Raw genomic sequence first — 25,408 nt, 5'->3', positions numbered from 1 at the left:
ACCGCGCGGGCGCGGCCAGGGGCCCGAAGGTCCGGGGCGGGGTCAGGCCCGCGCCTCGTCCATGACGCGGCGCATCTCGGCGATGGCGGCGGGAAGCCCGCGGAAGATCGCCTCGCCTATGAGGAAGTGGCCGATGTTCAGCTCGCGCACCTCCGGCAGGGCGGCGATGGGGGGTACGCTCTCGTAGGTCAGGCCATGCCCGGCATGAACCTCCAGCCCCAGCGCGTGGGCATGGGCGGCCATGGCGCGCAGACGCTCCAGCTCGGCATCGCGATCGCCCCAGCGGCCCTCTGACCAGGCGTCGCAATAGGCGCCGGTGTGCAGCTCGACGACCTCCGCGCCGATCCGGGCGGACGCCTCGACCTGCCGCTCGTCGGCGGCTACGAAGATCGACACCCGGCAGCCGGCCTCGCGCAGGGGGGCGATGAAATGGGCCAGCCGGTTCTCCTCCCGCGCGACCTCGAGACCGCCTTCGGTGGTACGCTCCTCGCGCCGCTCCGGGACGATGCAGACCGCGTGGGGCCGGTGGCGGAGGGCGAGGGCCTGCATCTCCTCGGTGGCGGCCATCTCGAAGTTCAGCGGCACGGTCAGGGCCGCCGCCAGCGCCTCGATGTCCGCGTCGCCGATATGGCGCCGATCCTCGCGCAGATGGGCGGTGATGCCGTCGGCGCCAGCCTCCTCGGCCACCTTCGCGGCACGCACCGGGTCGGGCACGGCCCCGCCGCGCGCGTTCCGCACGGTCGCCACGTGGTCGATGTTCACCCCCAGCCTCAACGTCACGGTCTCGTCTCCAATCACTCGGGCATCCGCTTGGCCGCCAGCTTGGCGACCTTCCGGCTCAACCTCGCGCGGCGCGCCTTCTGATAGGCGGCGACCGTTGGCAAGGTCACGTAGTAGCAGGCGATGCCGCACGCGATACCCGGCGCCATGCCCCCGACGAGCCACGGGAAGAACACGTCGCCCCAGAACTGCACGAGGCCGTCCCACTGCGCGTGCCCCCCGGCGAACACCGACCTCACGTTCGTCCAGAGGTCGCTGCCGGCCGCCTCGAACGCCTCGCGCAGGGCGCCGTGCGGCTCCGCGCCCGGACGGCTGCGAAGGATCAGGTGCCCGGTCTCCAGCGCGACGTAGGCGATGGGCACGTAGGTCAGGGGGTTGCCGAAGAACGTGCCCAGGATGGCGGCCGGGATGTTGCCGCGAAGGAGCTTTGCCAGCAGCGCGGCCAGCACGAAGTGCAGCCCGAAGAGCGGCGTGAAGCACACGATCACGCCGGCCATCACGCCCCGCGCGATCCGCTCCGGCGGATCGGGCAGGCGGCGCAGACGGTGCTTCATGTAGGTGATCGCCCGCGCCCAGCCACCGCGCGGCCAGACCGCCTCCGCGGCGGTGCGCGCGTAGGATCGCGGGTTACGGCGCCGGAACATGGTCGCCGCGACCCTCGTCCGAGCGCACGAAGGCCGCGCCCGCGCCCTTGGCGGCCCCATGCGCCGGCCCGCCCCTGTGCCGGCGCAGCTCGGCGAGGTCGGTCTCCGCCTCCAGGGCGGTCTGCACGGCGTGCCAGTGCTCCTGATCGGAAAGCTCGATCACCATCCTGAGGCGGAAGTAGTCCGGCTTGCGGTCGAGGAACGTCATGTCCGCGATGTTCGCGCCCTGCTCGCCGACGAGGGTGCAGATGCGCCCCAGAACCCCCACCCCGTTCGAGATCGTCAGCTCGACGGTGACGGGATGCTCGACCGGGTGGCGACCCGGCGACCAGCGCACGTCGATCCAGCGCTGCGGCTCGTCCTCGTGGTCGGCCAGCCGCGCGCAGTCGATCGCGTGCAGGACCACACCGTCGCCGCGGTAGGTGATGCCGACGATGCGCTGGCCGGGCAGCGGCTCGCAGCAGGCGCCCCGCACGGGGGTCTGGCCGGGGGGCAGGCCGATCACCGCCTCGCCGGGCGCGGCGGGGGCCTTCGGCGCCTGGCCGGGCCAGACGATGTCCACCACCCGCCGCGCCGACAGCTCGGCCGAGCCGACCCGCGCCAGCAACTCGTCCGTGCCTGTCAGCGCCAGCGCCTTGGCCGCGACCCCGAGCGCCTTGTCCGTCGCCCGCCGCCCGATCTGGGCGAAGGCCACGCGGACCAGCTCCGCGCCGAGGCGGATCATCCGCTCGCGGTCCTCGACGCGCAGGCTGCGGCGGATGGCCGAGCGCGCGCGGCCCGTGACCGCCATCTCCAGCCACGAGGCCTGGGGCCGCTGGCCCTGCGCGGTGATGATCTCGACCGATTGGCCGTTCCTCAGCCGGGTGAAGAGGGGCGCGCGGTGCCCGTCGATCTTCGCGCCCTGGGTGTGGTCGCCGACCTTCGTGTGGACCGCGTAGGCGAAGTCCACGGGGGTCGCGCCGCGGGGCAGCTTCACCACCTCCCCCTTGGGCGTGAAGCAGAACACCTGGTCGGAGTACATCTCCAGCTTCACGTGCTCGAGGAAGTCCTGGTCGTCGCCTCCCTCGCCCGCGAAGCGCTCGGCCATGGCCTCGATCCAGCGGGCGGGATCGACGGCGAAGCGGTTCTGCGCGGGCGCGCCGTCGCGATAGGACCAGTGCGCGGCGATTCCGGCCTCGGCGACCTCGTGCATCTCGCGGGTGCGGATCTGCACCTCGACGCGCTTGGCGTTCCGGCCAGAGACGGTCGTGTGGATCGAGCGGTAGCCGTTCGACTTGGGCTGCGAGATGTAGTCCTTGAATCGCCCCGGCACGGCCGCCCAGCGCTGATGGATCGCGCCGAGCGCGCGATAGCAGTCGGCCTCCGGCGCGACGTCCGCCTCGCAGATCACCCGAAAGCCGTAGATGTCCGAGAGGCGCTGGAAGGCGAGGTCCTTCTCCTGCATCTTGCGCCATATGCTGTAGGGCTTCTTGGCGCGCCCGTGCACCTCGGCGGCGATCCCATCGCGGGCGAGGACCGACTGGATGTCGGCGATCACGCCATCCACGATGCCCGGATTCGCGCGCTGCAGCGCCGCGAAGCGCCGCATCACCGACCGGCGCGCGACCGGCTGCAGCACCTCGAAGGCCAGATCCTCCAGCTCCTCGCGCAAGGACTGCATGCCCATCCGGCCCGCAAGGGGGGCGAAGATCTCCATCGTCTCGCGGGCTTTCTGGGCCTGCTTCTCAGGGGGCATCGCGGCGATGGTCCGCATGTTGTGCAGCCGGTCGGCGAGCTTCACGAGGAGCACCCGCACGTCCTTGGACATGGCGAGGAACAGCTTGCGGAAGTTCTCGGCCTGCTTGGTCTCGGCGCGCGTCAGCTCGAGATTGGTCAGCTTCGTGACGCCGTCCACCATCTCGGCGACATGCGTGCCGAACAGGGCCGTCAGCTCGTCCGTGGTGGCCGCGGTGTCCTCGACCGTGTCGTGCAGGAGCGCCGTTATGAGCGTGTCGTCGTCCATCCGCTGCGCGGCGAGGATGCTGGCGACGGCGATCGGGTGGATCACGTAAGGCTCGCCCGAACGCCGGGCCTGGCCCTCGTGCGCGCGCACGGCATAGGCATGGGCGGCGGCGATGCGGTCCGCGTCGGCGTCGGGGTTGTAGGCGCGGGCCTGCGCGATCAGCGTGTCCGCGGGCGGAATCACGGCTGCCTGCGGAACAGGCTTGTCGGCGGTTCGGTTCATGCGGCGCGCCTCGGGCTCGGGCGACCTTCAGCCTGCTGGGCCGATGCGGCGGTGTCGTGGCGCGGGCCCGGCACGGGCCCGGCGCCGAAAAGGGGTGCGGCCGGGTGCCCTATTGCGGGCCCTGCGCCTCCATCAGCGCCCGAAGAAGCTTCTCCTCGTCCATGTCGTCGCGCTGGGGCTTGTCCTGCTCGACCCCCATGAGGAGGGCCATCTGGTCCTCCTCGGGCTCGTCGACCTCGATCTGGGTCTGAAGCGCCTCGATCTGACGCTCGCGCAGCTCCTCGGCGCTCTGCGTCTCCTCGGCGATCTCGCGGAGGGCGACGACGGGGTTCTTGTCGCGGTCGCGGTCCACGGTCAGCGGCGCGCCGGTCGCGATCTCGCGCGCGCGGTGGGCGGCCAGCATGACCAGCTCGAAGCGGTTCGGAACCTTGTCGACGCAGTCCTCGACGGTGACGCGGGCCATGCGCTGCACTCCTGGCTCGGGTAGGAAGCCCGCGACATAGGCGCCGCGGCCCCGGAACGCAAGCCGCTCAGGCCGTCCGCCGGAGGCCGGGAGCGGCCGGCAGGTCCGCCAGCATCTCGGCCGCGGTCCGACCCAGGACCGGATGACGCCAGCCGGGGGCGACCTCCGCCAACGGGGCAAGGACGAAGGACCGGTCCTGCATCCGCGGGTGCGGCAGGATGAGGCGCTCCGGCGCGGGCGGGGGCCGGTCCGCGGGCCGCCCGGCCTCCTCGCGCCATCGGTCCTCGTCCGGCGCGACGCGGTCGCCCCAGGCCACCAGGTCGAGGTCCAGCGCACGCGCGCCCCAGCGCGCGCCCCGCACCCGGCCGAGCGCGTCCTCGATCCCGTGGAGGACGTCCAGCACGCGCCGGGGCGGAAGGGCGGTCCGCAACGCGAGGGCGGCGTTGGCATAGTCCGGCCCCGCGCCGGCCGGAACCGCCTCGCTGCGCCAGATCGAGGACAGCCGCACGGGGCCCAGGCGCCGCGCCACCTCGCCCGCGGCGGCGCGCAAGGTCTCGCGCGGCGCGATGCCGCCGCTCGGCAGGTTCGCGCCCAAGGCGACCAGCGTCAGTTCCACGTTACCCTTCGTCACCGCTTGCGCGTCTAGCTAACCCTACTACACCCATGCAAGAATTTCCGGGGGTGAGGGGACCGCGCCCGGAGCGGGCCGCATCGGCGGGCCGATCGGGGCGAGGGGGAAGCCACATGTTCTACCGCGACGAGCGTCTCGCGCTCTTCATCGATGGCGCCAACCTGCACGGGGCGTCCAAGGGCCTCGGCTTCGACATCGACTACAAGCTTCTCCGGCAGGAGTTCGCGCGCCGTGGGCGCCTGGTGCGGGCGTCCTACTACACGGCGATCCTCGAGGGGGAGGAATATTCCCCCATCCGCCCCCTCGTGGACTGGCTGCAGTACAACGGCTTCACCCTCGTGACGAAGGCCGCGCGAGAGTTCATCGACGGCCAGGGCCGGCGCCGCGTGAAGGGCAACATGGACATCGAGCTGGCCGTGGACGCCTTGACGCTGGCCGACCGGATCGACCATGCGGTGATCTTCTCGGGCGACGGCGACTTCCGGGCGCTCGTCGAGGGGCTGCAGCGCAAGGGGGTGCGGGTCTCGGTCTGCTCGTCGATCCGGTCCTCGCCGCCGATGATCGCCGACGACCTGCGCCGGCAGGCGGACAACTTCATCGAACTCGACGAGCTGCGCGACGTCATCGGGCGCGAGCCGCGAGAGCCCAGGGATACCGGCGACACGCGCGCCGGCCTCGGCACCCAGATCGAGGAGGCCTGACGCCGAAGGCGATCGGGCCGCCTTCCCGCTCGCTGGCGCGGCGCTTGCCATCGCGCTCCGATCGGCCGATCCTGCCGTAACGGCAAGGTCGGGAGGGCGCGCATGGGCGGGAACGACTTGGCGCGGGCCGCGGCGACCCTCGAGCGGGTCGAGGACCTCACGGAACTCTGGGGGGCGATCCTCGCCGCGCTCCGTCCCCACGGGATCGAGCACGCGATCTACCTCACCACCGCGCCGGACGGCTCCGACGCCTTCCTCCTGACGACGCTGCCCGCGCTCTACGACAGGCTTCCCCCGCCCGAGGATCCGTTCCTGCGCCACTGCTGCGACTCCTACGAGGTCAACCTCACGGGGTCGGCCTTCTCCGCCGAGCACGACATGCTGACGCCCGAGGCCGCGGCTTTCGTCGAGGAGGCCGCCCGGGGCGGGTTCAGGTCCGGGCTCGGCATCCCGGTCAGGCTCGTGGGGTCACGGCGCCATGGGGGGTTCAACCTGGGCACGTCGCTCGACCGCGCGAGGTTCGAGGAACGCGTCTTGCCGCATGCCGACGCCATGCGGGCCTTCTGCCTCATCGCGCACCGCTGCATCGAGAAGGCCGCCGCCGCCGCCGCGCTCGGCGTGCTGACCACGCGCGAGCGCGAGGTCGCGCTCCTTCTCGCGGAGGGACGCTCACGTAAGGAATGCGCCCGAATCTGCGACCTCTCGCCCCACACGATAGCGGAATACGTCAAGTCCGCCTATCGCAAGCTCGGCGTGCGCGACCGCATGGCGCTCGCCCGCCGCCTCGGCGGATGATGGGAAAGGCGGGCCGGGACGTTCCCCGACCCGCCGGAAGCTGCTGAAAACGGCGTCTCGCAACGTACGCTTCTCATAATCCTCCGGAGCATCCCCGACCGGGCCCCACCCGCCAATCCCCCCAGCCGAGGGGTCGGGTGGACCGGCCGCCCTTTGCGTGGACGGCCCGGCCCTCTAGGTGAGGGGCAGGGACCCGGAACGAGGCGAGCGGATGACCAGACCCCCCCTGACGATCCTCCTGGCCGCGCCCCGCGGCTTCTGCGCCGGCGTCGACCGCGCGATCAAGATCGTCGAGATGGCGCTCGAGAAGTGGGGCGCGCCCGTCTACGTCCGCCACGAGATCGTGCACAACCGCTACGTCGTCGACGGGCTGCGCGCGAAGGGCGCCGTCTTCGTCGAGGAACTCGACGAGTGCCCGGCCGACCGGCCCGTCATCTTCTCGGCCCACGGCGTCCCCAAGGCCGTCCCGGCCGAGGCCGCCCGGCGCGAGATGCTCTTCGTCGACGCGACCTGCCCCCTCGTCTCCAAGGTCCATATCGAGGCCCAGCGCCACCACGAGCGGGGTCTTCAGATCGTGATGATCGGCCATGCCGGCCATCCCGAGACCGTCGGCACGATGGGCCAACTGCCCCCGGGCGAGGTCCTCCTCGTGGAGAGCCCAGAGGACGTCGCACGCTTGGAGGTGCGCGATCCGGACGCCCTCGCCTTCGTCACGCAGACGACCCTCTCGGTGGACGACACCGCCGACATCGCCGCCGCCCTCCAGACCCGTTTCCCGGCCATCCAGGGACCGCACAAGGAGGACATCTGCTATGCCACCACCAATCGCCAGGAGTCCGTGAAGGCCATCGCGCCGCGCTGCGACGCCCTTCTCGTCGTGGGCGCCCCGAACTCGTCCAACTCCCGCCGCCTCGTCGAGGTGGCGGCCCGCGCGGGCTGCCCTTACGCCCAGCTGGTCCAGCGGGCCGAGGACATCGACTGGCGCGCCCTCGAGGGGATCGGCACGCTCGGGGTGACGGCTGGCGCCAGCGCGCCCGACGTCCTCATCGAGGAGGTGGTCGACGCCTTCCGCGCCCGCCACGACGTGTCGGTCGAGGTCGTCGAGACCACCCGCGAGAACGTCGAGTTCAAGGTCCCCCGCGTCCTGCGGGAGCCGGCCTCCGCGTGATCCGTTCCGCCGCGCCGCCGGCGGCGCCCGCCCTTGCCGCATCATGGGCCGAGGGCGCCGGCGCCTCGTAGGCGTCCCTCCGGCCCGGAGGGAGCTAGCCGGGTCGCCCCGGGCGTGACATGATCCCCGCATGGACCCGGCGTTCCTGCTCACCGCCCTCGTTGTCTGCCTCGTGCCGGGGACGGGCGTCGTCTACACCGTCGCCGTCACGCTGGGACGCGGCCGTCGCGCGGGCCTCGCCGCCGCCGCCGGGTGCACGCTGGGGCCGCTGCCGCACCTCGCGGCGGCGATCCTGGGGCTGGCGGCGGCGATGCACGCCTCCGCCCTCATGTTCCAGGCGCTGAAATGGGCCGGCGTGCTCTACCTCCTCTGGCTCGGCTGGGGCGCGCTGCGGGGCGGCGGCGCGCTGGCCGTCGCGCCCGAGCGGCGGCCCGACCCCCTCTGGCGCATCGCGGGGCGCGGGACGCTCCTCAATGTCCTCAACCCCAAGCTCTCGATCTTCTTCCTAGCGCTCCTGCCGCCCTTCGTGGACCCCTCGGGGCCCATGGCGGCGCAGATGGCGGGGCTCGGCGCGCTCTTCATGGGGATCACCTTCGCGACCTTCGTCCTCTACGTCCTCCTGGCCGGCTGGGCGCGCGAGGCGGTCCTCGCCTCGGACCGGGTAATGGCCTGGACGGGCCGTGCCGTCGCGGGCGCCATGACCGTGCTCGCGGGGCGCTTGGCGCTCGAGCGGGCCTAGACGCGCGCGCCGCTCCGGGCCATGTCCGGCCCATGCGTCCCTTCGGCATCCCCCCCGCGCCGCTCCTCCTCGGGCTCGCCGGGCTGATCCCCTTCCTCTGGGGGGCGGCCACGGCCCTTTCTCCGGGTCTCTGGCGGTGGGGGGCGGACCTCCTCGGGCAGCGCTTCGTCGCGCCCTTCGTCGGCCTCTCCTACGGGACGGTGATCCTGTCCTTCATGTCCGGCGTGACCTGGGGCTTCGCCACCCGGGCGGACGCGCGCGCGGCGCCCGCGCTCTACGGCCTCTCCGTGTTGCCGGCGCTCTGGGCGTTCTTCTTCGTGGGCGGCGGGCCGACATCGGCGGCGACCTTCCTCGTCGCCGGGTTCATCGGCCTGCTCGGCATTGACTGGACCGCGCAACGCCTGGGCCTCGCGCCGTCCTGGTGGATGGCGCTGCGGCTGATCCTCACGGCGGGCGTGGTCCTCTCGCTCCTGCCCCTCATCCTGTGAGCGACGCCCGCACCCTCGCGGCCTACGCCGCGCACGCCTCGGACTACGCCTCGCGCTTCAGGGGGCCGCCCGATGCCGACCTGCTCGCCTTCGTCTCCCTCCTGCCGGACGGGGCACGCGTTCTCGACCTCGGCTGCGGGCCGGGGGGCGCGGCGCGGCATCTGGCGGACATGGGCCACACCGTCGACGCGGTGGACGCCTCGCCGGCCATGGTCCGCCTCGCCAGGGCGCGCGGCGTGCGCGCCCGCGTGGCCGATTTCGACGCGCTGGACGCTGAGGATGCCTATCACGGCGTCTGGGCGAACTTCTCGCTCCTCCATGCGCCGCGCAGGGCGCTGCCCGGCCATCTCGCGGCCATCGCCCGCGCCCTGCGGCCCGGCGGCGCCCTCCATATCGGCCTCAAGCTCGGCAGGGGCGAGCGGCGCGACCGGCTGGGCCGCCTCTATGCCTACTGGACCGAAGGGGAGGTGGCCGCCCTGCTCCGGGAAGCCGACCTCGTCCCCGTCGCCGGCCGCACGGGCGAGGACGCCGGCCTCGCCGGCGCCACCGAACCCTATCTCATCCTGAGGGCCCGCCTTGCCTGACCTCTTCGCCTATACCGACGGCGCCTGCTCGCGGAATCCCGGCCCCGGCGGCTGGGGCGTGCTCCTGCTCGCGAAGGAGGGCGGCGCCGTCGTGAAGGAGCGTGCCCTGAAAGGCGGCGAGCCGCAGACCACCAACAACCGGATGGAGCTGCTCGCCGCGATCTCCGCGCTCGAATCGCTCGCCCGGCCCTCGCGGATCACGGTCGTCACCGACAGCGCCTACGTGAAGGGCGGCATCACCGACTGGATCGACGGCTGGAAGCGCCGGGGTTGGCGGACGGCCACGAAGAGGCCCGTGAAGAACGAGGATCTCTGGCGCCGCCTCGACGCCGCCCGCGCGCCCCACGACGTGCGCTGGGAATGGGTGAAGGGCCATGCCGGCCACCCGGAGAACGAACGCGCGGACGAGCTGGCCCGGGCCGGCATGGCACCCTTCAAGAAGCGCTAGGAGCTCGGCCCGTCGGCGCCGCGCGTCCGCGGCCTTCGGGCCGGCGCCTCCGGTCTTAACCAAGCGTTAAGTCTTTCCCCAGAACCGGTCATCGGAACGCCTTCCGAGCGCCCAGAACGGTGGCGAAACGCCGGTTGAGCCGACGCTTTCGACCGATGGACGGCGCCGGAAAGGGGACAGGCAGCCGATGACGGCCCGCGAGGCGGGGTTCTTAGTGCTGCGAGCAACAGGGTTCGACCATGACGGTTTCTATCACGAGCAAGGCCGGCGGCGGCGCCGCGGAATGGACGTCCGCTGGCCCCGTCGTCCTTCGGGGCGCGAGCGTCGTCGAGATGCCGTTCGGCCCCGAGGAGGTCACGGACTTCGCGAAGGTGGGGCTCGACCTCGTTCTGACCCTCCGGGACGGCTCGCGGATCGTGATCGAGGGATTCTTCCAGACCCATGACGGCGCCCGCAGCGACCTCGTGTTCGTGGACGACGCCGAGGTCGCCTGGTGGGCCCAGTACGACGAGCCTTGGACGTGCTTCGAGATCGCCGAGATCGAGCGCGAGGGCGCGACGCTCGCGGCGATCCCCGGAGGCGGCCCGGGCGCCATGGGCGCGCTCGGCGCCCTTCTCGCCGCGGGGGCCGCGGTGGCCGGCGGCGGCTCCGACCCCGATCCGGTCCCGCGGGCGACGGACGATGCCGCGGACGTGACCGAGGCTGGCGGCGACGCGCCGGGCGCGGCGCGCGCGGCGGGCCGCCTGCTGGTCAACGACGGCTCGAGCGATCCGCGGGCCTTCCGCGTGGTCGAGCTTCTCGTCGAGGACGCCGAGGCCCCCGTCGGCGAACCGGTCGAGACCCGCTACGGCGTGCTGAAGGTGGGTGCGGACGGCGACTACGAATACGTGCTCGACGACGCGCGGCCGGCTACGCAGGCGCTCGCCCAGGGCGAGGTCGTGACCGAGACCTTCACCTACACGATCGCGAACCGGTCGGGCGAGACGTCGACCGCCGACCTCGTGCTGAGCGTGATCGGGACGAACGACGCGCCCGTCCTCGCGGGCGAGGATGCGGGCAACGTGTCCGAGGACGGCCCCCGGGCGCGGAGCGGGCAACTCGAGGTCGACGATCCGGACGCGGGCGAGGCCCATTCCTGGTCGCTGGCGCCGGGCGAGGCGGGGCGCTACGGAACCTTCACGGTCGATGGGTCCGGGCGGTGGTCCTACGTGCTGGACGACGAGCGGCCCGAGGTTCAGGCCCTGGGCGCGGGCGACGCCCTCGCCGACACGGTTCTGGTGCAGGTGACGGACCGCGAGGGCGCGGTGGACACCCGGCGCGTGACCGTGACGATCGACGGCGCCAACGACGCCCCGAGGGCTGCGGACGACGCCTCCTTCGTGCGGGCGGACGAGGATGCCGTCCTCGACGTTCGCGGGAACGACGCCGACGTCGACGCCGGCGAGGCCTCGGCCCTCGCCGTGCGCACGATCGACGGCAGGCCGGTCGCGCCCGGATCACCCGTTGCCGTGGCAGGCGGCGCCGTATCCATCGACGAGCAAGGCGTCCTGACCTTCACCCCGGAACCCGGCTTCGTGGGGGTCGCGCGCGTTCCCTACACCGTCGACGACGGCAGCGGCGCCGCGAACTCCTCGGACGGGGCGACCTGGACGGTCACCGTCGACGCGCGACCCTCCGTCGAGATCCTCGACGACGCGGGGCCCGAGGACGCCCAGGCCGGCGATGGCGTCCTCTCGACGCTGGACGATCTCTCCGCCGTTCGAGTCGAGGGCCAGGTCCCGACTGGCGGCACGCTCGTGTCCCTGACGATCACGGACGGCACGCGGACCCTCACCATCCCGGTAGAGGACGTCGCGATCGACGAAGGCGGCGCGTTCACCACCCTCGCCGATCTCTCCGACATGGCAGACGGCCCCCTCGCAGCCCGCCTTAACGTGCAGGACCGCAGCGGCGCGCCGGAGACGGCAACCGGTGAGATCGTCAAGGACACCACGATCGCCGTCACCATGGACCCGGTGATCGTGCGCGACGGCGAGCCCCCGACACTGACCGGAACCGGCGAAGCCAGCGACACCGTATTGCTGAGCATCGGCGACGAGGACCCCGTGGTTCTGCAGGTCGGGCCGGACGGAACCTGGAGCCATACACCCGCCGCCGCCCTTCCCGATGCGGAGGTGACGATCACCGCGACCGCCCGGGACGCGGCCGGGAACGGCGCCAGCGCCACGCGCGAGGTCATCCCCGCCATCGTCGAGGATCGGGTCCCCGACGCTCCGGAGCACATCGTCCTGAACGAAGCGGGCCTTGCCGGCGGAACGACGCCTTCCCCGGCCGAACGGGCGACGGCTTCGACCATCGCCTTCGGCCCGGGCGACGCGGCCGTCTCGGAGTTGCTTCTCGGGGACGTGACCTTCACGCGCGCCGAGTTGCTCGCGGCCAGCGAAGGGGCTCCGGCCGCCCCGGTCGGCACGGCCTACGGCACCCTCTCCGTCACGGGGTTCGATCCGGGCACCGGACGGCTGACGTTCCAGTACGCGCTGGACGGGGCGACGTCGGACCACGACGCCGCCGGGGCCGACACCGTCCGGGAGGTGATCCCGGTCCGGGTCGTCGACGAGGACGGCGACGTCCGCGAGACCTCGCTGACGGTCGCGGTGACGGACGACGCACCCGTGGCGCGGGAGGAGGCGCCGCTGAGTGTGCAGGAGGGCGGCCGCACGCTCGGCACGGCAGCCGGCGATCCCGGACTGCTCGACAACGACGATGCGGGCGCGGACGGCGCGCGCGTCGGCCTGGTGCGCTACGTCGACCGCAGCGGCGTCGAGCGGACGGTCGAGATCGCGCACGGCGCGGCCGGGACGGGTCCGCTCGACGCACGGTTCGGCACGTTGGAGGTGAACGCCGACGGCACCTGGAGCTTCGCGCCCGCCCCCTCGGTGCCGCATTCGGGCGGCGCGGACGCCGACGGTGGCTTCGCCTATGCACTGCTCGACGGCGACGGCGACGCGACGTCCTTCGTCGCCCAGCCGATCGCGATCACGGACACCGGACCGGTCGCGGCGGACGACGTGGAGCGCACCGTTCCCGAAGGCGGCGGGACGTTGACCGGGAACGTGACGGACAACGACACCGCCTCCGCCGACGGTCCGGCGAATCTCGGCTCCTTCACCTACACCGACGCCGGCGGTGCCGCGCAGACGGTTGAGTTCGACGGCGGGGTCGCTTCGGCTACCGTGGACACGCCGACCGGCACGCTGACGGTTGGCGTGGACGGCGCGTGGAGCTTCACGCCCGTCCCCGCCTTCGACCACGACGCCGCGGGCCCGGGCGCCGACGCGGGCTCGTTCTCCTACGTGCTGGTGGATGCGGACGGCACCGCGTCAGCCCCGGCCCGCCAGACCCTGACGGTGACGGACACCGGCCCCGGGGCCGGCGGCGCGACGCTCTCGCTGGACGAGGCCGACCTGCCGGATGCCGGCTCGGCCGGCGCGGCGGGGGACGACCCCAGCACGAGGCAGCCCTTGGGGCTGACCGCCGGCGAGGACGGCATCGTCGACGTCGTGTTCACGCAGGCGACGATCGACGCGCTGCCGGCGCTCAGCTCCGGCGGCACGCCGGTGGGCTACGCGCTCTCCGCGGATGGTCACCGGCTGACCGCCTCGGCGGACGGCGCCACGGTGTTCACGCTCGTCATCGACGCTCCGAACGACGCGAGCGGGGCTTCGCAGGCGGTGACGGCGACGCTGTCGGCACCGCTCGACCAAGCGGACGGGGAGACGGTTCTCTCGGCTCGCTACGAGGTGCGCGACGCGGACTCCGCGGTGTCTGGCGCCGTGACCCTGACGATCGCCGATGACGCGGCCGAGGCGCCGAGGGACGGCGCCCCGGCGACGGTGCAGGAAGGGGACGGCGCCGTGGGCGGCGACCTCCTGGCGGACGCGGTGCTGGGCGCCGACGGCGGAAGGGTCTCCGGCATAGACTATGCAGACCGTTCGGGCACCGGGCGCACCGCCACGATCTCCGAAGGCGGGTCGCTGACGGTGGACACGCAGCACGGAACGCTCACCGTCGCGTCCGGCGGGGCGTGGAGCTACACGCCCCTCGCCTCGGCCGGGCACGCGCGGCCCGGCAGCGACACGGCGCTGCGCGACGACTTCGGATACCGGGTCGTGGACGGAGACGGCGACGCCGCCCTGGGCACCGCGACCCAGAAGATCACGGTCACCGACACGGCGCCCGAGGCGGGCACGCCGACGGACGCGGCCGTGGACGAGGCCGACCTGCCGGGCGCGAGCGATCCCGACGCGTCCGCGCTGACGGTCACGGGCACGCTCGACGTGACGCCCGGCGCGGACGCGTTCGAGGCGACGCTGACGGAACTGCCCTCGGGCATCACCTCGCGTGGCGAGGCGCTGCAATACGTCACCTCCACGGACGGGCGCAGCGTCGAGGCCTTCGCCGGCGACCCCGGCGCGGCGGACCGGGTGTTCACCCTCGTGCTGACCGACCCGGCGGACGCCTCCGCCGGCTACGCGTTCACCCTTGAGGGTCCGCTCGACCACGGGACGGCGGAGGCGCTCGACCTCGAGTTCGCGGCGCTCGTGACCGACGGCGACGGCGACACGGCCGCAGCGCCTTTCACCGTAACGGTGGCGGACGACGTCGCGCCCGCGACGATCGACCGGACGATCCCCGAGGACGGGTCGTTCACCTTCAACACGTCCGCGGACGCGGACCAGTTGAACACCGTGATCCGCCAGGACGACGCGGAGGTGGCCGGCACGTCCGGCGCGAACGGGAACGTGGTCTACGCGCTCGCCAACGGGACGGTCACGATGGCCCCGGACGGCGCGATGACCTATGCGCCCGCGCCGGACTTCGCCGGCGACGAGAGCTTCGTCGTGCGATCGGATGACGGCACGCTGTCGGACACGGTCGTGACGGCGACCGTCGCGCCGGTCAGCGACGCCCCCGCCTTGGGTGCGGGCGGCGACGTCGCCACCGACGAGGACACGGCCGTGGCGCTGGGCCTGACCGCGCCGAGCATCGCCGACGACGGCACGGGCGCGGGGAACGATCCCACCTCCGAGCGGATCGGGCCGATCACCCTCTCGGGGCTGCCTGCCGGCGCGAAGCTGCTGGACGGGGCGGGGGACGCGCTGCTGACGGTGGGCGCGGACCCGGTGGCGATCCTGATCACGGACGTCGCCTCGGTCGCCGGGGCGACCGGCGACCTGGCGCTGACCTCGGCGGCCTACGAGGCGCTGCAGGTCCTGCCGCCCCGGAACGCCTCGGGGGATTTCGCGGTGCAGGCCGATGTCACCTCGTTCGAGGTCGACGCGGACGGCGCGCCGCGCCCGGGCGTGGCGGGCGCGCTCGCCGTGCCCGAGGTGGTCGACGTGTCCGTGCGCGCCGTGACCGACGATGCCGAGCTGCGCTTCGACGACACCGCGTCGGCCGCCGCTGTGGATGGCGTCGACGAGATCGCCTACTCGGGCGACGGCGGCGACACCGTGGCCGACGTCACCATCCGGGAGGATGCGCGTTTCGACCTTCGCGCCATCCTCGAATCCGGCTTCGCCGACCTCGACGGCAGCGAGGTCCGCGCGATCGTTATCGAGAACTCGAACGACGGGCCGATCCGCGTCGGGTCCGAGACCGTGGCGCCCGGGGGCTCGGCCACGATCCCGGCAGGCGAGCAGACCGGAGGGATCGACAGCTTCCCCCGGATCCTCGTCGGGGCCGGCCGCGACGTAAGCGGCGCGCTGGAAGGCATCCGGGTCACGCTGGTCGCGCAGGACGTCGACGCGGACGGCTTCCGCGGCGCGGAACCCGGCGCGGACGGCGTGGTCGAGGTCGACCGCTCGAACAACACGGTGACGCTGAACCTCGACGTGACCCCGGCCGCCGGCGACGTTGCGGAGGGCGATCTCGGCGTCGAGACCGCGGAGGATCGGCCCGCGACCTTCCTCGAGAATATCCGCGCGAGCGATGCCAACGGCGCGGGCGAGGAGGTGATCGATAGCGTCTCGTTCGAGGTGCCGGCCGGCTGGACCTTCGGAACCCCCGCCACCGGCGACGGGGCCGGCTTCACGACCTCGAATGCGGACGGCGTGACCACGATCGCCTTCACCGGCGGCACGCAGGCTGAGCGGGAGGCGGTGCTGGACGGCTTCACCATCACCCCACCCGCGCACAGCAGCCGCGACGTCACCGTCTCGATAGACGTCACGACGCGCGACGGCGCCGACACGGCGACCGTCACCCGCGAGGTGAAGGTCACCGTCACCCCCGTGGCGGAGGTCGAGAACGGCGCGAGCGACGACGCGGACACCGACGACCTCGGCCTCACCGCCGGTGTCGAATACGCCATGCAGGGCGCGGAGGACGAGTGGTTCGACCTCAACAGCGACGGCGCGTCCGGCCCGTTCGACCTGTCGGCCGGCTGGTCCGACGAGGATGCCGACGAGGTGGTGTTCGCCCTTCTGACGCCGACGGCCGGCGGCGGGGAAAGCGCCATCGGCGCCCGGTTCCGCTGGATGGAGGACGACGCGACCGTCACGGCGACGTTCAGCGGCGCGCCCGTGCGCATCCCGGCCGCCGCCCTCGGCACCGCCGAATTCCTTCCCCCGCCGGAGGCGTCGGGCCGCTTCACCATCGAGGTGAACGCCCTCGCGCAGGACTTCGATGACGACGCCGAAGGCGCGGGCGAGCCGGACGAGGCCGTCAGCGGGCAAGCGTTCCTGACCAATCTCGACATCCTTCCCGTCGCGGACGAGGTCGCGCTGACGCTGAACGCGCGCGCGACCGGGCAAGAGGATACCGGGATCCCGCTCGGCATCCGGCCGAGCAGCTCGGACCCGGGCGAGACGTTCGACGTCGACATCCGCGACATCCCCGCCGGCGCCCGGCTTCTCTACGACGGCGCCGCGCTGACCGTCACGGACGGCACCGCGTCGATCACGGGCTTCGACCCCGCCGCGCCGCTCTCGATCGTGCCGCCTCGGGACAGCAACGAGGATTTCGTCCTCTTGGTCGACGCTGTGTCGGTCGATGCGGCCACCATCGGCGGCGACGCGGTCGTGCGCACCTTCGACCCGCCCCAGACGCTGCCGATCACGGTCGTGGTCTCCGGGGTCGCCGACGGGGCGGACGCCGCGGTCACGCCGCGAACCTACGACGAGGCGGCGCTCGACGGCGGCGCCGACGTGGTCGCCCTGGACGAGCTGGTCACGTTCACGGCGCGCGACGCCGACGGTTCCGAGGCTCTGACGGTTCGGGTGACTGGGCTGCAGGGCGGCTTCTCGCTCTCGGAGGGGGCGCTCGTCTCGGCGCCGTCGGCGGCGGGTGCGGACCGGGTCTGGGCGCTATCGCCCGCCGATTTCGCGGCAGCCGAGGTCGAGGTGCCGCCCAACTTCAGCGGCGACGTCACCTTCCACGCTCAGGCGGTCACGACGGAGGACGACGGCAATTCGCTCACGGGCGAACGGATCGACCTGTCCTTCTCCGTCACGCCGGCCCCGGAGGCGCAGGTGAGCGACGGCGCGGTCATCGCCGAGGACGAGATCACGACCCTCGGCTTCCGGATCGATCATCGCGGCGGCGACGCGGACGAGACGATCGAACGCGTCCGCATCCGCGTGGACGAGGCCGAGGGCGAGCAATACGTCCTGTACTTGGGCGTCGGTGCAGGGGCGACGCCTCTCGCGGACGCGGGACTTCCGATCGAGACGGAAGGCAGTGTCGACTACTTCGTCCTGGCCCCCGCCCAGGCAGGCGATCTCTCTGCCCTCGCCGACCCCCACGCCGACGGCGCGATCGGGACGTTCGAGGTGCAGTACCGCATTACGGACGACGCCTTCGGCACCACGACCGGAACCGGTCCGACGACCAGCGGCTACCGGGCCACGACCTTCACCCTGACGGCGACGGCAGCGACGGACGCGCCCGACGCCGTCATCGACGCCATCACTGCGACGGGCGCGGACACCGTGATCAGCGACGGCACCCCCGGCGACGACGCCTCGCCCGATACGATCGTGCTCGGCGCGCCGGACACGATCACGGTCGGCGTGAACGTCGCCTCGCCGGACGAGGACGGCAGCGAACGCGTCACCCGCATCATCGTCGACAACGTCCCGCAGGGGGTGACGGTGACGGGCGCGGAGCTGATCGGTCCCAACACATGGCTCCTGAAGTACGTGGGCACGGACGCGGTGCGGATCGACGCGGACGGCGCCTCGATCCCGGTCGAGTTCGTCGTCGGCGAGGAGGTGGCGACCACCGATCCCGTCCGCATCGACATGACCGTTCAGGTCCGCGACCGCGGCGACAGGGCCGACGCTGGGACCGCGACCGGCGAGGACACGGTCAGCTTCACGCTCGAGGCGACCTACGGCTCGTCCGGCGAGGGCGCGCCGGCGCTGGCGGAGATCGAGGAGTGGTCCCATACCGGCAACGGCGCGACGGAGGACGCGCCGACGCGGCTGTCCACGCTCATCGAGGGACGCGTCACCACCGCCAGCACCGAGCCGAACACGCTGACCGTCGAGATCACGGGCGTTCCCTCGGGCACGGTGATCGAGGGGATGACCCGCACGGTGATCGGCGGAGTCGAGACCTTCACCGAATCCGTGACTTCCCCGGCCGGCGAGGGACCGGCAGGTGTGCAGGCCGCACTCGACGCGCTGCTGGACAGCATCGTGATCACGGCGCCCGCCAACTCGAACGAGAACAACGCCCCTGGCGCGCTCGGCTTCACCGCGACGCTGAACACCAGCGTGCAGGGCGGCGCGACCTCGCGCGAGGCTGAGGCCGCGGTCGCGGCTCCGGTGGAGCCGGTGGCGGACGAGGCCGCGATCTCGATCGTGCTCGGGAAGGCCGACGATGACGGGGCGCTCGACGAGTCCGACGCGTCCGTTCCGATCGAGATCACGCTTTCGAACGAAGCGGACGGTGCGGCCGGCCGCATCGTCGGCGGCGACCTCTACCTTCAGGTGACGGGAAGCGAGCTCGGCCTGCGAGGCGGAACGCTGACCAGCGCGGACGGCACGGAAACCTACCCACTCGAGGGCGTATCGGGCATCCCGAACATCCCGGACGGGGACTACCACGTCATCCCCGCCGCCAAGTTCGGGGAAACGGTCGGCGTCGTCTACACGCCCCCCCGGATGGTGGCCGGCGACGTCGCCGTCACCGCGACCGTCGCGAACGAGGAGGCCGGCGCCGCGCCGATCACCTCCTCCGGGACGGAGGTGCTGACGGTCGGGATCGGGAATGACGGCGCCACCCTCGCGAGCGATCCGTCCGCGGGCGACGAGGCGCCGGACGGCTCGGTCGCATCGCTGATCGAGTTGGCGGACCTCTCGGCGGCGCTCTCGGACGACGATGGATCGGAGGCGTTCGTGTCGATCCTGCTCACGGACGTGCCCGAGGGCTTCGTGATCCATGTCGGCGCGGACCGCGACAGCGCAGCCCCAGCCAGCAACGCTGGCGGCGACGGGACGGTCAACACCTGGATCGTCGCAGGCCAGGGGGAAAGCCTGCCCCCCTTCGTGGCGATCCTGCCGCCGCAGCACTTCAGCGGCACGGTCACGGGCATCAACCTCGTGGCCACCTCGGGCGAGACGGGGCTGGGCGACAAGCGTTCCGACACGATCCCGGTCGGCGACGTCACCGTGAGCCCGGTCGCGGACGGCGCCGAGGCGACGTCCAGCAGCACCTTCGGCACCGAGGGCGAGATCGTCGGCCTCAACCTCAACCTGTCGATCGTGGACGCAGAGGACGCCACGACGAGCAGCGCCGCCCCCGACGAGAACCTCGAGACGGCGACGGTCGTCCTCACCGGACTGGGCAGGTTCGCCTCCTTCCACGCCGGTGACGAGGCCCGGCACCTCGCGGACACGGTGCGCTACGATGCCGCGGCGGACGCCTACACGATCACCGGGCTGACGCAGCGGGACATCGACACGCTCAGCGTCCGGCAGGCGGCGTCCGCCCTAAACGATCAGGATCCCGGAACGGCCGGTCTGCAGATCGGGGTCTCGGCGACGACGACCGACGGCGCGGACGTCTCGGACGTGGCGTCCGCGACGGTGACCACGGTCTTCTTCGAGCAGACCAGGACGACCGGCGACGACGCGCTGTTGTTCACTGGCTTCGGTCTCGACGCGCTCGACGGCGAGGACGCCGTCGCCCTCCGAACGGGCGAGGACGTCTCAGGTCTCCAGCTTTCGGACGTGCTCGAGAACGTCGAGACCCTCGACCTCGATGCGAAGGGCGCGAACCGGATCGACGGCCTGACCCCCGAGCATCTCGCCGCGATCACGGATGGCGACGACGCGCTGACCGTGACCGGCAACGGCGAGGACCGGCTGACGCTAAGCGGGGCTTGGTCCGGCGGCGGCGGAGGGGTCTACACCGGAACGATAGGCGGCGCGGGCGGGCAGACCGTGACGCTCACCGTGCTGGGCGACCTGCAGGACGAAGTCGAGTTCGTCGCGTGAACGCGGGGCACGCCAAGCCGGCCGCGGCGACGGATCCGGCCCCTCCGGGAGAGGTCGGGGCCGGGGAGGGCCCTGCCGCCGCGGAAGCGCCGCCGCGCCCACCCGGCGCCGATTGGCTGGCCTCGGTCCTGCGGATCGCGCGCCACTACCGCATCGGCGTCTCGCCCGAACGTATGCGCCTGGACCTCGCCTGGGCTGGCGAGGCGGACCAGATCCGACGCCTCGCCCGATCCGCCGGCCTTCTAGTCGAGCGCCTGCCCGGCTCCGCCGCCGCGTTCGCCGGGGTGCGCCTGCCGGTCCTCGCGACGTTCGAGGGCAGGGCGGTCGGCGTGATCGAGGCCCGGACGCCGGACGGCTTCACGGTCGCCTTCGGCGGCGACGGAGGCCTCGCGACCCCCGTCGACGCGCCCACGCTCGCGCGGACCATCCGCGAAGCTTACGTGCTTCGCCCGGCCGCGGCCGCCCGCGACAGCCGCGTCGAGGACTACGCCCGGCCCTGGCGGCCCGACTGGCTGCGCGAGATCGTGCTGGCCGACCTCGCGCCCTATCGGGCGGTGATGGCCGCCTCGCTGGTGACCAACCTGCTGGCCATGGCGGGCATCCTCTTCTCCATGCAGGTCTACGACCGGGTCGTGCCCAGTCAGTCGATGCCGACCCTTCACGTCCTCTTCGGGGGCGTGGCCATCGCCGTGCTGCTCGGCTTCTCCATGAAGGTCGCGCGCAGCCGCATCACCGACGCGGCCGGGCGCGCGGCCGACCTGCGCATCTCGGACCGGGTGTTCGGCCACGCGTTGCGCGTCCGCAACACCGCCCGCCCGCGCGCGACCGGAACGTTCATCGCCCAGATCCGCGAGCTCGAGCACGTGCGCGAGATGATGGCCTCGACCACCGTGACCGCGATGGCGGACCTGCCGTTCTTCTTCCTGTTCTGCGCGCTCTTCTACCATATCGCGGGCGGCCTGGTCTGGATCCCCATCGCCGCGATGGCGCTGCTGATCGGGCCCGGCCTTCTCGCGCAGAACAAGCTGCGGCGCCTCGCCGAGGCGAGCGCACGGGAGGGCGCGCTGCGCGGCGCGATGCTGGTCGAGGCGATCCAGGGGCTCGACGACATCAAGTCGCTCCAGGCCGAGGCGCGCTTCCAGGATCAGTGGAACCACTACACCGAGGTCACCTCCGGCGCGTCGATCCGCCTGCGCGACCTCGTCTCCCGCCTCTCGAGCTGGGCGCAGACGGTCCAGGGGGGCGTCTTCGTCCTCGTGGTCTATTTCGGGGCGCCCCTCGTCATGGTTGGCGAGATGAGCACCGGCGTCCTCGTCGCCGCCTCCATGCTGTCCTCGCGGATGCTCGCGCCACTGACCTCGGTGACGCAGATCGTGAACCGCTGGCAGCAGGCGCGCGTCGCGCGCGAGGCGCTGGATCGCATCCTCGCCCTGCCGGTCGACCTGCCGGCAGGGACGCAGCGCATCCACAGGCCGGTCATCGAAGGGCGCTTCGCCCTCAAAGCCGCGACCTTCGGCCATGCCCCCGAGGCCCCGGTCCTCGCCGTGCCGGACCTGCGGATCGAGCCGGGCGAGCGGATCGCGCTCCTGGGGCGCAACGGGTCCGGCAAGTCGACGCTCCTCGCGGGCCTGGGCGGCCTTCTCGAGCCGCTTTCCGGCGAGCTGCGGCTCGACGACGTCTCCATGGGCCTTCTGGATCCCGCCGACGTCCGGCGCGACGTCGGCCTCGTGAGGCAGGACGCGCGGCTGTTCCATGGAACGCTGCGCGAGAACCTCGTGCTCGGCGCCCCGCTCGCCGACGACGCGGCGATCATGGCCAAGCTCGAGGATCTGTCGCTCGCCGCGTTCGTCCGGAACCTGCCCGATGGGCTGGACCACCCGATCCAGGAAGGCGGCCTGGGGCTGTCGGGAGGGCAGAGGCAAGGCCTCCTGCTGGCGCGGATGCTGCTGCGCGACCCGCGCGTCCTCCTGCTGGACGAGCCGACCGCCGCGCTGGACGAGGTCGCCGAGAACGCCGTCATCGACGCCCTGCGCGACACGCCGGATGCCACGCTCGTCATCGCCACCCACAGACCCGCCGTGCTGCGGATCGTCGACCGCCTCGTCGTGCTGAACGCCGGCGGCGTGGCCCTGGACGGACCGAAGGACGAGGTGCTGGACCGGCTGCGCCGGGGAAGGGTCGCGGCATGACGCTCGCGCTCGACTTCGGCCCGCAGGACCGGCGCGGCGAACGTCGCCTCGTCCACCTCGTCGCGGCGATGCTGGTCCTGTTCCTCGCCTGGGCTTGGTGGTTCCCCCTCGCCGAGGTTTCCAGCGGCCAGGGGACAGTGGTTCCCAGCTCGCGCGAGCAGGTCGTCCAGTCGCTCGAGGGGGGCATCCTCGCCTCGCTCGCCGTCGCCGAGGGCGATGTGGTCGAGGCGGGCGAGGTGGTGGCGCAACTCGATCCGACCCGTTCGGAGTCGGACGTCGAGGAGGCGGCCGCGCGCTACCATGCCGCGATCGCCGCCGCCGCCCGCCTGCGCGCCGAGATCGACGACCGCGACGTCGTCACCTTCCCGCCGGCGCTGGACGGATCGCGCTTCGCCGAGCTGCGAGCCAACGAGCGGGCGCTGTTCCGCTCCCGCCGGACGAGCCTTGCCGACAGGCTCGCGGGCCTGACCGAAGGGCTCGGCCTGCTCGAGGAGGAGGTCTCGATCGCCGAGCGGCTGCAGGCCTCCGGCGCCTCGAGCCGCGTCGAGTTGATCCGCCTGCGGCGCGAGGCCTCCGAGCTTCGCCTCGAGATCGCCCGTCTGCGCGCCGACCGCCAGGTCCAGGCCGGCGAGGAGCTTCAGCGCGTGAATGCGGAGGCGCAGGTCCAGTCCTCGGTCATGCGGGGGCGCAGCGACGCCGTCGATCGCCTCACCTTCCGCGCGCCGATGCGCGGCGTGGTGCAGGACGTCGCCGTCACCACCATCGGCGGCGTCGTTCCCCCGGGCGGTCGCCTCATGACCATCGTGCCCGCTGGGGACGAGCTTCTGGTCGAAGCGCGGATCTCGCCGCGCGACATCGCCTTCATCCATCCCGGCCAAGCTGCGACGGTGAAGATATCCGCCTATGATTACGCGATCTTCGGCGGGCTGGCGGGGGTGGTCGATACGATCTCGCCCAACACGATCCGCGACGAGGTCCGGCCCGAGCAGGTCTACTACCGGGTGTTCATCCGCACCGCCGCGGACCACCTCGTGAACGCCGACGGGCGCGAGTTCCCCATCGCCCCGGGCATGATTGCCACCGTCGACATCCGCACGGGCGAGAAGACCGTGTGGCAGTACCTCGTGAAGCCGTTCAACAGGGCGCAGGAGGCGCTTCGCGAACGGTGATGCCACCGCCGCGCGGCCTGCGGCCGGCGGCCTCCGACAAGGAACCAGACATGAACGCCACCCGCCTTCCCGCCGCTCTCGCCCTCAGCCTCGCCATTGCGTTCGGGGGCGCGTCGCTTCCCGGTCCCGCCGCCGCGGAGCTCGACGTTGTCGATCCCGATCGCGGCTTTCCCCGTGTCTCCCGCCCCTACGAGAGCATGGACGCCGCCTTCTCCCGCGTGGGGATCCCGCGAAGCGTCGCGCAGATCCGGCAGGTCCGCGTCGGCGGCACGAAGGCCGATCTGGTCCGTGCGCTGGGCCGCCCCGTCTCAGCCTATGCGGACGGGTCGTGGAACTACGACCTCTCACTCGACTACCCCCAGGCGAACCGCCTCGTATGTCAGTACCGGGTCTACTTCGACGCGGCCGGCCGGGTGGAGGAGACGGTCTGGAGGCGTCCGCAATGCGCAGCGGTGGTCCGCGGCGGCAGGCGCCGGGCACCGTGACCGGCGCCCGGGCCGCACGCCGGGGCCGTACCCTCGCGCCCGCCGCCGCGGCGGTGATCCTGGGGGCGTGCTCCCTTCCGGCGCCAGACGGTCTGGAGGCGAGGCTCATCGCGCGGACGGAGGGCCTCACGCCGCTCGTCGCGGCGGAAGGGGACGACGCCCGCGCCGTGGTCCGGACCGGTCTGTCCCTCAGCCCGGAGGTCAGGACCGCCGCTGGCGAGGTCGCAGCCGCCGCCGACGCGATCCGCATCCAGCGTGCCGCCCGCTTCCCGGCCCTCGGGCTGTCGATCGGCGGGGGTGTCGGCGACGCGGCCAGCCGCGCGGCGGGCGCCGAGCTGCGCGGGCGCCAGCTTCTCGTCGATTTCGGCCGGACCGGGCGGGCCGTCACCGCCTCCGACATGGACATGCGGATCGGCTACGTCACGTTCCAGGAAGCGGTGGACGAGGCCATCGTCGAGATCCTGGTCGCCTATGACGCGGTGCGCGCCAACGTCCGCCTGCTGGAGGTGCGAGAGGACCAAGTCGCTGCCATGGAGACCCTTCAGGACCGCATCGCGGAGCGCACCGCGATCGGCGCCGCGCCGCGCTCGGACCTTTTGGAGACCCGCATCCGCGTTCGCGCCGCCCGGTTCGAGGCCCGGGACGCCGAGCTCGCGCTCGCCGAGGCGCGCGACCGCCTCGCGGTGCTGACCGGCCAGTCGCGCGGCGGCACGGTGCCCGCCATCCGGCCTGAGAGCTGCGCCGCACCCGACGACGCCGGCGATGTCCTCGTCGCGCGGCTGCGTCTCGCCAAGGCCGATCTGGCGCTGGCCGATGCCGAGGCCGCGCGTCTGCCCAGCCTGTCGGTCGAACCCGTCGCACGGCGGACCGAGGGCGATGGCCGCATGCGGATGGGCCTCGACGTCTCGGTGGATTCCGACCTGCTGAGGGGCGGAGCGCTCTCCGCCGCCGCCGATGCCGCCCTGGCCGAGCGCGAGGCCGCCGAAGCCGCGGTCGCCGCGGCGCGGCGCGAAACGGTGCTGCGAACCCGCGGCCGGCTGCGCGACATCGCCGCCGCCGAGCAGCGGATCGCCCTTCTTCAGAGCCAAATCGACCTTCTGGGCGAGGCCCGCGGGATCTACCGCGACCAATACCTCGAGTTGGGGACCCGGCGCATCGCCGAGCTTCTCGACAACGAGGAGGCGTTCTACGACCGGCAGGCCCAGCTGGTCGAGCTGCGCTCCGAACTGGCCGCGGACCTTCTCGGCTGCGCGGCCTCCGAGGACCGGCTGCGCAGCGTCGTCGGCGTCGAGGGCACGACCTTGTACGACCTTCCCCTGTCCGGCCCCGCCTAGCGGGCCCGTCCGAGGGCGAGCCGTGCCGGGGCCGCGCCTAAGGCCCCCGTCATCGGTTCGG

17 protein-coding genes are annotated in these 25,408 nt (G+C 72.7%); 12 read left to right on the top strand and 5 right to left on the bottom strand.

Annotated features, from left to right (window positions below):
- Window positions 1-42: 42 nt before the first annotated feature.
- The 5 genes from BCF33_RS11280 to folK all read right to left on the bottom strand — a co-directional run bounded on the left by BCF33_RS11280 (window position 43) and on the right by folK (window position 4,727).
- Entirely contained in the window at window positions 43-798 is a 756-nt protein-coding gene (locus BCF33_RS11280) for a pyridoxine 5'-phosphate synthase (RefSeq protein WP_106161021.1), read from the bottom strand.
- Window positions 795-1,424, bottom strand: coding sequence for a DUF2062 domain-containing protein (locus BCF33_RS11275; protein ID WP_106161020.1), 630 nt, complete (start codon window positions 1,422-1,424; stop codon window positions 795-797). The genes BCF33_RS11280 and BCF33_RS11275 overlap by 4 nt, the downstream gene beginning before the upstream one ends.
- Window positions 1,408-3,606, bottom strand: a complete 2,199-nt coding sequence (locus tag BCF33_RS11270; RefSeq protein ID WP_106161607.1) for a RelA/SpoT family protein — start codon at window positions 3,604-3,606, stop codon at window positions 1,408-1,410. Before BCF33_RS11270 ends, BCF33_RS11275 begins: the two co-directional genes overlap by 17 nt.
- Before the next feature lie 151 nt (window positions 3,607-3,757).
- Window positions 3,758-4,111: a DNA-directed RNA polymerase subunit omega gene (gene rpoZ, locus BCF33_RS11265; RefSeq protein WP_106161019.1), complete on the bottom strand. Its 354-nt coding sequence runs from the start codon at window positions 4,109-4,111 to the stop codon at window positions 3,758-3,760.
- Between the two features lie 67 nt (window positions 4,112-4,178).
- Window positions 4,179-4,727: a 2-amino-4-hydroxy-6-hydroxymethyldihydropteridine diphosphokinase gene (folK, locus tag BCF33_RS11260; protein ID WP_245883814.1), complete on the bottom strand. Its 549-nt coding sequence runs from the start codon at window positions 4,725-4,727 to the stop codon at window positions 4,179-4,181.
- Window positions 4,728-4,855: 128 nt separating this feature from the next.
- Between folK and BCF33_RS11255 the strand changes: the two genes are divergently transcribed.
- From BCF33_RS11255 to BCF33_RS11200, 12 genes are all read left to right on the top strand, one after another.
- Window positions 4,856-5,443 (top strand): LabA-like NYN domain-containing protein, encoded by a 588-nt coding sequence (locus tag BCF33_RS11255; protein ID WP_106161017.1) that lies wholly within the window; start codon window positions 4,856-4,858, stop codon window positions 5,441-5,443.
- A gap of 102 nt (window positions 5,444-5,545) precedes the next feature.
- Window positions 5,546-6,238 carry a helix-turn-helix transcriptional regulator gene (locus BCF33_RS11250; RefSeq protein WP_106161016.1) on the top strand — a complete coding sequence of 231 codons (693 nt, stop codon included), beginning with the start codon at window positions 5,546-5,548 and terminating at the stop codon, window positions 6,236-6,238.
- A 211-nt stretch (window positions 6,239-6,449) separates the two neighbouring features.
- Window positions 6,450-7,406, top strand: a complete 957-nt coding sequence (ispH, locus tag BCF33_RS11245; protein WP_106161015.1) for a 4-hydroxy-3-methylbut-2-enyl diphosphate reductase — start codon at window positions 6,450-6,452, stop codon at window positions 7,404-7,406.
- Window positions 7,407-7,536: 130 nt separating this feature from the next.
- Window positions 7,537-8,145, top strand: a complete 609-nt coding sequence (locus tag BCF33_RS11240; RefSeq protein ID WP_106161014.1) for a LysE family translocator — start codon at window positions 7,537-7,539, stop codon at window positions 8,143-8,145.
- Between the two features lie 32 nt (window positions 8,146-8,177).
- Window positions 8,178-8,633 (top strand): DUF3429 domain-containing protein, encoded by a 456-nt coding sequence (locus BCF33_RS11235; RefSeq protein ID WP_106161013.1) that lies wholly within the window; start codon window positions 8,178-8,180, stop codon window positions 8,631-8,633.
- Window positions 8,630-9,217, top strand: a complete 588-nt coding sequence (locus BCF33_RS11230; RefSeq protein WP_106161012.1) for a class I SAM-dependent methyltransferase — start codon at window positions 8,630-8,632, stop codon at window positions 9,215-9,217. The genes BCF33_RS11235 and BCF33_RS11230 overlap by 4 nt, the downstream gene beginning before the upstream one ends.
- Window positions 9,210-9,665, top strand: a complete 456-nt coding sequence (gene rnhA / locus BCF33_RS11225) for a ribonuclease HI (RefSeq protein WP_106161011.1) — start codon at window positions 9,210-9,212, stop codon at window positions 9,663-9,665. Before BCF33_RS11230 ends, rnhA begins: the two co-directional genes overlap by 8 nt.
- A 239-nt stretch (window positions 9,666-9,904) precedes the next feature.
- The gene (locus tag BCF33_RS11220) at window positions 9,905-20,170 is read left to right on the top strand and encodes a VCBS domain-containing protein (RefSeq protein ID WP_106161010.1); all 10,266 of its coding nucleotides are present in this window, start codon (window positions 9,905-9,907) and stop codon (window positions 20,168-20,170) included.
- Window positions 20,167-22,359, top strand: a complete 2,193-nt coding sequence (locus BCF33_RS11215) for a type I secretion system permease/ATPase (protein WP_106161009.1) — start codon at window positions 20,167-20,169, stop codon at window positions 22,357-22,359. The genes BCF33_RS11220 and BCF33_RS11215 overlap by 4 nt, the downstream gene beginning before the upstream one ends.
- Entirely contained in the window at window positions 22,356-23,528 is a 1,173-nt protein-coding gene (locus BCF33_RS11210) for a beta-barrel domain-containing protein (protein WP_106161008.1), read from the top strand. The genes BCF33_RS11215 and BCF33_RS11210 overlap by 4 nt, the downstream gene beginning before the upstream one ends.
- A 50-nt stretch (window positions 23,529-23,578) precedes the next feature.
- A complete protein-coding gene (bamE, locus tag BCF33_RS11205; protein ID WP_158259411.1) occupies window positions 23,579-24,013 on the top strand; it encodes an outer membrane protein assembly factor BamE domain-containing protein in 435 nt (144 codons plus the stop codon).
- Window positions 24,010-25,347, top strand: a complete 1,338-nt coding sequence (locus BCF33_RS11200; protein ID WP_158259410.1) for a TolC family protein — start codon at window positions 24,010-24,012, stop codon at window positions 25,345-25,347. Before bamE ends, BCF33_RS11200 begins: the two co-directional genes overlap by 4 nt.
- The last annotated feature ends 61 nt before the right edge of the window (window positions 25,348-25,408 follow it).

Source organism: Hasllibacter halocynthiae (genome assembly GCF_003003095.1).
GTDB lineage: Bacteria > Pseudomonadota > Alphaproteobacteria > Rhodobacterales > Rhodobacteraceae > Hasllibacter > Hasllibacter halocynthiae.
This window is presented reverse-complemented; position numbering and strand designations above follow the sequence as displayed.